This is a genomic window from Ruminococcus callidus ATCC 27760 (assembly GCF_000468015.1).
Classification (GTDB): domain Bacteria; phylum Bacillota; class Clostridia; order Oscillospirales; family Ruminococcaceae; genus Ruminococcus_C; species Ruminococcus_C callidus.
Map to the genome: position 1 here is coordinate 137,034 of NZ_KI260389.1, position 7,663 is coordinate 144,696.

At 38.2% G+C, this 7,663-nt stretch carries 6 protein-coding genes; all 6 read right to left on the reverse strand.

Translation table 11 applies throughout. From position 1 onward, the window contains the following. Nucleotides 1-25 precede the first annotated feature (25 nt). The 6 genes from RUMCAL_RS07265 to RUMCAL_RS15475 all read right to left on the reverse strand — a co-directional run bounded on the left by RUMCAL_RS07265 (nt 26) and on the right by RUMCAL_RS15475 (nt 7,187). On the reverse strand, nt 26-397 hold the full coding sequence (locus RUMCAL_RS07265; protein ID WP_021682022.1) for a sporulation initiation factor Spo0A C-terminal domain-containing protein: 372 nt from the start codon (nt 395-397) through the stop codon (nt 26-28). A 157-nt stretch (nt 398-554) separates the two neighbouring features. Beyond that, the gene (locus tag RUMCAL_RS07270; RefSeq protein ID WP_021682023.1) at nt 555-968 is read right to left on the reverse strand and encodes a hypothetical protein; all 414 of its coding nucleotides are present in this window, start codon (nt 966-968) and stop codon (nt 555-557) included. 13 nt (nt 969-981) lie between these two features. Then, nucleotides 982-4,089 (reverse strand): YbdD/YjiX family protein, encoded by a 3,108-nt coding sequence (locus tag RUMCAL_RS07275; protein ID WP_156902480.1) that lies wholly within the window; start codon nt 4,087-4,089, stop codon nt 982-984. Nucleotides 4,090-4,103: 14 nt separating this feature from the next. Next, entirely contained in the window at nt 4,104-5,735 is a 1,632-nt protein-coding gene (locus RUMCAL_RS07280; RefSeq protein ID WP_021682025.1) for a hypothetical protein, read from the reverse strand. Between the two features lie 14 nt (nt 5,736-5,749). Further along, nucleotides 5,750-6,397: a hypothetical protein gene (locus tag RUMCAL_RS14600; RefSeq protein WP_051343715.1), complete on the reverse strand. Its 648-nt coding sequence runs from the start codon at nt 6,395-6,397 to the stop codon at nt 5,750-5,752. Nucleotides 6,398-6,407: 10 nt separating this feature from the next. Continuing rightward, nucleotides 6,408-7,187: a hypothetical protein gene (locus tag RUMCAL_RS15475; RefSeq protein WP_156902482.1), complete on the reverse strand. Its 780-nt coding sequence runs from the start codon at nt 7,185-7,187 to the stop codon at nt 6,408-6,410. Nucleotides 7,188-7,663 lie beyond the last annotated feature (476 nt).

Genomic DNA, 7,663 nt, shown 5'->3' on the forward strand with positions numbered 1-7,663 from the left:
TATCACCCGATTGTATACAAGGTTATCAGCATCTGTACTTTAAGTATGTGTATAGTGTAGCAAGGAATTCTGAATTTGTAGGACGTACATCATCAAGTGTACAAATTCCATCAAATATCATATCCCAATACTCATGATTCACACGATACATACTCACATCGATTGCATGACGAATTGCACGCTCTACTCGCTGACTAGTGGAATTAAATGCTCTTGCAATCTCCGGATAAAGGCGTTTTGTGATGGAATGCATATAGGATTCATCTTTTGCAATGAGTTCGATTGCGTATCGAATGTAGTTAAATCCGAAAAGGTTTGATGAAATACCAAGCTTCTGGATTGTATAAACAACATCAGATACATTGATTCCCTTGGTTGTTTGATTTTCATTCTGCATGATAAGTACCTCACAATTTATTTGTAATTTGTAGAGTTTTAGTGTTTCCTACAATTATACTAACGAGCGTCAGATCAGAACATGCAAGAGCGTCGTATTTTGGCTTAATACGACGCTCTTGTTTTGGAGGTATAAAATGAAAGAAATTTTGAAGATGTCAATATAATGTGATATGGTGATCATATGCCTTATCAATCCGTTTGTGAACTTTTTGCATAATCACAGATTTTGCGGTATCTAGATCATTTAACAGCTCAGGCTTTAGTAAATCATACCCAAGTGTTCTTTCATCTGGGGATACTTCAATTGTATTTACTCGAATCTTATTTTGATATGTAGTTATACTTATATTTAGTGTCATCTCTTGAACGTCATTTTTGATTCCACCAAATTCTTCTTTTAATTCGTACAGCAAAGTTGTGTACACATCAAAAGTATTACCGGATTTTTTATACTGAAATGCACCGTCCAGATGGTTATATAAATACTTTCCAAGTCGATTTACCAGTTGGCTTGCTGATATCTTTGATTGATTTTTGTTTGACGCTGAGTATACTTTATACAATAGCATTAGACACCACCTATCAGACAAGTGCTATTTTTCCATTTTCGATTTTTATTTTCCACTCACCATCTCCACAAGTAGATAGTGCAGAAATAAGCTGCCGAATCTGGTCTGTTAGCAAGTCTAGTGTTTTATCGCCAGCTAAGGCGTTCAAAAGTTGCATCCACGTTAGCTTACCAACAGATTTACTTTGTATAGTTCCAGATGTACCATATAGTCCATAAGGGGAATTTTCATGATCTGAAAGTGATAATACCCTAGATTTTAAATTACCTGTCTGTATCATAGCACATTGCGGTGCATTTCCCACACTATCTTGATACATGCTTGGTACTGATAATAACATGGTTTTTTCCACGGTATCAGTAGATACTTTATTTTGCAACGTAAACAGCAAATCACCAGCACTTGTAAATGCACCTGATTCGTGTTTTCCATTTGTATAAAATGATACAGACTGTATCAGGTTTTCACGATGTGCGGATATGTTATTATTTAAGGTTTGACCTGTACCCATGTCTGTAGTGATTGCAGTTACTAAGAAGTCGTGCAAGGACATACTTTGAAATTTTGATAAAATCCCTGCGTTTGTCATGGACTGTACCCCGAACGCATCGCTTGCTGTCATATTAGTGTGATACAGACTATACATCGGCAACAGAGTATCGCCTTCGTAGATACAGCTGTTTTGACCATTCAGAGGTGTCATTGCATCTTTTAATATGGTGTGCACTTGATCATCTGTGTGAATATATGCCCATCCGTGATTGTACGTTAGACCATCAGAACTAGATCCATTATTCCACATGCTTCCAAGTAAACCACTTTGTGTTGCTGTTCCATCAGACAGCTGTACTGTATTTGACATGGACGGAATTTTGTATTCAGATGAAATTACACCAGAGTTTGTGGTTTTTGTAACAAATATGCGTATTCTATACTGTACTGTAACATCTACATAATTGTCTGATTTACGAACTGGCCAAGCAAACGTATCCTGAGTTCTTGTAGTGTCTGAGCGTGTAGACGGTACAATATAGTAGTAATCAGTTCTTCTGGATTCTGGAATAGTCGATAATATGAGGACCGCATTATCCCAGTATCCTCCAGATTTTAGTTTCTTAGTATCTGGATCGTACTCATATCCACAGAGATTTTTGATTTTATCTGACAGATAGCCAACAATACGCTTTTTTACTATGACAACGGGTTCATTGTATTTTAGTTTTTCTTCTGGGTGCGATTGCAGATATGTACCAGACAATGTTTCTTCATTGTAAGTAATTGTATATGTATTCGGTTCATTATCCCAAACAGATTTACTTGCATCATATCCAGATAGCGCATTTACAGTAACGCCGTTTCTTGGAGAATTTCCATCAACTACTAAGTATGGATTAATCATGTTTAGATTGTATACATATAAATCATTCAAAACTGAAGATGTTTCTACTTTAGATATAGGCACAACATCTTGATACTGATTCAGCTGATGTATTACATAATTAGAATCCCGAATAAGTGCTGTATTATTGGGATAGCTATCCTCTAATATCTTTGCAGTATCTTGATTTGTATATAGCTTTACTGTACCCGGTGCTGTTGTATCGATCGGACACATTGCATTCGGCAACGCAATATCATCGGATGATACACCGAATGTCAACCAAAATACAGAATCTGTGCCTGGGTGACAACCAATTGTAAAGTTATAGTACAATTTGTTTTTGATTGATACTGGATTATCAAACTGAACTTTATACGTTGCAAATGCTGAATCTGGAGTTTTCAGTAGCTGTATATATTGTTCCAGCGTTTGAATTTCTGATGCAGGAAATAAACTAAATGCACAATCATCTTGCATGTTTATGTAAAACAGATTTTTAGCGTATGAATACTTATAACTATCTTGACACAGTTTATTCCATATCGACTTCAATATGGTCTTAGATATTGTGTACCCAGCGTCTTTTTTATTTTTTGATACCAGTGATAATGTAGTCCAGTCGGAATCTGACATAGTGTAATCCAGTTTCGATGCGTCAGATTCATCTCCATGAAATAATCCATAAACCGGTGATTCAACAGATGCGATATATGGATTATTTGAGTTAGATACTGCGGATTTTAGTCGCATGCCATATAGTGCAGGTGGGAGATCATCTGAAGCTGAATATGTTGCAAGTACAGAAGCACCGGTTTTTACGGTCTTTAGCTTTTGTACGTTTATATCAATCGTAGACACAGGGCTATTTTGTGCGTAAAAATCAATTGGATTCGTGGTTTCTGTGTCAATAACACTGTCAGTTGTCACATGGACTGCGTCATTTTGTTTTGGAAATGATCTGATATAATCCGTACTTGCATACAAAGATGCATATGCTGCTGGCGTTTGAAATACGATTTTAGAAGACCATGGGAATTCTGCTGGACCTAAAAAGTCACCATCTTCAGAATTACTCGATGTACTTTTCGATAATGTGCTTATAATAGATCGATTTAAAAAACCTGTCAATATAATATAAAATGGGTGTGTGATTTGATCAGCAAATGCAATTCTCAAAGTTGGTACAACTGTCATATTAGGAGCAAGCGCCTTTTCTGGTGGTTTTTTCATATTATCTGACCATGCTCCTGGCTGAATCACTATGCCATCTACGATTTTTGAATATTCTGATACATATGTAGTATATTCTGATTCTGATACATTTGAAATTGTGCTTGGTGGTATAGCACTACTAGAATCTACAGCTCCAGTAGGGGAACTTGAATTGGTATTGTTGATTAGAATTCCGTAATCTGAAATAGACGTAGCCCATCCGGATTCTGCACTTTTAAAATCTGTATCACCATTTCTTCCAGCCCCTAAAAATACTGAGGCTATGATTGTAGATGCTGCACATAGTCTAGATGATTCTGGTAATGAGAAATCTCGATAGTGCATACCTTGAACTTCATCTGTCCCTATATGCAACACCATAGAGTTTCCCATTCCAAGCATAGATGAAAGCCATGTTTTTTCGTCTACTGGTGGATGCTCCGGATCTGTCGTGATTGCATGTCTTACATATAGCTCATATGCTGAATATCCAACAACTCGTCCTTCATTCCAAAGTGTCTTTGCCATTTTTAATTACCTCCTTAGGTTACCGTATACGAAAACATCAGTCTGTAAATGGTAGACGGTTTAAAATTACCTCTTAAATATAATTTATGGTCCGGATTGTAAGATACGTTTGCTATAAAGTTTTCAGTTCCAGCATTGTTACTGCCCGTCCCGTATACAGAATTAGCCGGAGTCACAGCAACAAACGGATCAATATCTGTCACGTCACAAATCGTAATGCTGGTCATGGCAACGTTCGGTGTAAAACTGCATTTAACCCATGCAATCTGACCGATTCTTCGGAATTCTGTACTTATATTATTAAACTTGCTTTTATCAACAATATAAGTAGTAACGTTTGACCACCCAGAATCAGTTAGAGTTGTGGCTTCGGTAGCTTTAGCTACGGTGCTGGTCAGAAACGCCTGATCGTAATAGGCTGTGTCGGCTGCAGTGCCTTCCGGTTCATCAGACTGTATCAGCTGCTGAGATGTCCAAGACTTATACTTACCGTATACGGCGTAATTTCCGTTCCAGTACCCCCAAGGCATATACGCCCAAACGGTATATGTGTCATGTGCTGTAGTTATCACTTTGACTTTGACACTACTACAGCCGACGCGATAGACCGTAACGCCACACGCTTTTGTCGCCGATTCTGTGGATTGCCATCCGTCCTTGATCTGAACTTCAAAAGATGAGTTCTGGTTCGCACGACCATTTGCTCCGTCACCGCTCCATACACGTATCATGGCATTGCTAAAATTACCGGAGGATACCAGCGTGCCTAGCTTAACCCATTTTGCAGTGTTGTTGGCACCGCTTACCCAAAGAGCGCTGTTTGTTATCATCGCATGTGTATGACCAGATGCTGACTTGCTGTCCAGTGCGGCTTTTACAGCTTTGTTCTGCACCGGATTTGTGGAGGTAGCAGACAAGGCACTGTCTACCGCGACCTTAGTTGCACCAGCAGCGATACCGTCCAACTTTTTCTTATCCGCCGCAGTCATCAGACCATGTGCAGACTGTGTGGCATCGTTGTAGGTGGTATCAGTGAACTTCGCATTCTCAGGGACATCGGAATTGATAGAATGGGTTATAGCTGTAGCAGCACCGTTCGCAGCAATATAAACAGGTTTTGTAGCAGAACCAACCGCCGTGTTTGCACTATGTGTTACTGCCGTGGACTTGTCTTGCTTGCCGCTAATATCTTGATGTGCTGTGATAACCGTACCCAGATCAACTACGCCGCTAGTACCCTTGCTTGCACCATTCATTTTGATGCCTGTGATAGTACCAGTATTTTTAGTATAGCCTAGTGATTCAACTTTTGACTTTATATAGCTCCATAAAGTAGAAAATTTAACTCGACCAAATTCATTTTTACTTGACGTATCTTGTCTAATAAAATATGTATTATCTGTAGGAGTTGCAGTCCAATTATTTGTTATTTTTGATAGCAGTGAATCTGCCCCTGCCGCAGTATTATCAACCTTTCCGGAAATATCTTGATGCTTTTGCAGTGCTGTATCTGCTTTTCCCAGACTTGTCTGTACAGATGAAGCTAAGTCAGATTTCGGAATGCCTGTAGAGGGCTTGATATAAAACTTATTCTTGATTTTAGACCATAGATATGAGATTCCGTCTTTGCTTAAATATATACCCAACTATAGCACCTGCCTTACACGCAAATCGTATCCAATTCCGCATTTGTAATAGCAACCATATCAGATGATGTGATTTTTACATATTCTGTGCCGCCATATCGATAAGACATATTTGTTGTTAAATCTACATAAATCTTACCAGTTTCACCAGTAATCACAGTTTTATGCGTTGCTTCTTTATAAAATGCTCCATTAGAATAATAGCCTTCAATAACATCATCTACATAGGACGGCAACTGAGAACTGGGGACAAGTCCATTTGCATCGAGGGAAGCAACACCATTCTTCGCACCTCTGGCAGACGTGCCTATCTTATTACCTAGTGCAGTATTAACAACCTTATTTTGAACTGGATTTGTTGATGTACTAGAAAGTGCATCATCTACAGCAATCACTTCTGGGTTCGCCCATGCAGCTGTACCGGATGAACCACCATATTTTAGTACTTGTCCATCGGAACCACCTGTAGGAATATGCTTGTTTCCGTCGGTTGTAGGATGCACATATTTATTTGCACCAGCTTCAATGCCAGATAGTTTTGTTTTCTCTGCATCTGTAAAATCATTTGAAGATAGTCCCTTTCCATCTTCTTTTTGCACAAACAGCGATTTGATCTTGTTCCATAAGTACAGGACACCGTTATCATCTAAAAATTTACCCACTAAAATCACCTCATGTTAGCATTTGTTCTAACTCGATATTAGATATAGGTTGAATATCGACTATCCTATTTTCAATATCAGAAATAGTTTCCCGTATGCTATCATCGATTTGAACAAATATAAGTTCATCTCCAGATTTACAATACATAAATGATATTGTAAACGTAGCAGACACTGGATTTATATTCACAAGCGTAATACCAGGTGCAGGAGGTATCGGCGGATTTAGTTTTGATAAAAATACATCTGCTTGTGCTTTTGTCGGTTCAGAAGTTTGAAATTCTTGTTCAAAATCAAGTGCATACGCTAATCCAACTGAACTAGATACTTTTTCGGAAATTGGAACAAGATAACTAGATTCAACGTCAGCACTAAAATTTGCTTCTACTGTAGATTCTGATTTTGACGAAACAAAATCGCATGCCGCTTGATATATTTCTCCATGATTTAACCATATAAGTTGTCCAGTATGATATGCAATATTCTCCACATATTCTTCTACACAGTTATATGCTCTATGTGGCGGCGGTGGATTCGGATGCGGTTCACATGGGCATGAACACCCACCTGTCCCATCGGATATTACAATAAGTTTTGATAGATCTACAGTATCTATTGGTACAGTTATACGATCTGGAATAGACGAGAAAAATAGACCTGTAGCCTGTGTACCGTCATATATGTATATCCCATTTAGCAGGACATATTTTGTATCTGAATCCTCAGATATTTGTACAACTGCCCCTACTGTGATTTTTTCACCACTTTCAGGGATTACAATATATTCCAATCACAATCACACCTATCTTTCGATAATGTAGATATCATCTATATCCGTTTTTTGAAGAGGTTTCAATCTGGATGTATCATCAAATCCGGTAAGATACCACCCAATAACTGGTCTGTTTCCTCCCCAGGTATACCATCCATACTTAACAATCCACTTTTCATGAGAAAATCTACCAAGCTTTACAATATCTTCTGAATGAATGCAAGTATCTGCATTTGGGATTTCCACACACATACACTTCTCAGAACAATTGCAAGTATCACATGAGCACACTTCAAACCACCACCAAACAAATACATCAATTGTATACAAGGTTACAAAAAAGAATAACCTACTAGATTTTCCGTCTAGTAGGTTATTTACTCTTAGTATTGAATTTTCTTATTTGACATTGTGTATAGTTTCAAACTTTTTCCGCACTTCCTTCGCCTTGCCGCAGCTTATCTTGCCCTCGGTACAGCCGCCGCAGTAGCAGG

What these genes read in the sequence shown, in the direction of transcription:
- RUMCAL_RS07265 (WP_021682022.1), bottom strand. Translation starts at nt 397, where the DNA reads ATGCAGAATGAAAATCAAACAACCAAGGGAATCAATGTATCTGATGTT.
- RUMCAL_RS07270 (WP_021682023.1), bottom strand. Translation starts at nt 968, where the DNA reads ATGCTATTGTATAAAGTATACTCAGCGTCAAACAAAAATCAATCAAAG.
- RUMCAL_RS07275 (WP_156902480.1), bottom strand. Translation starts at nt 4,089, where the DNA reads ATGGCAAAGACACTTTGGAATGAAGGACGAGTTGTTGGATATTCAGCA.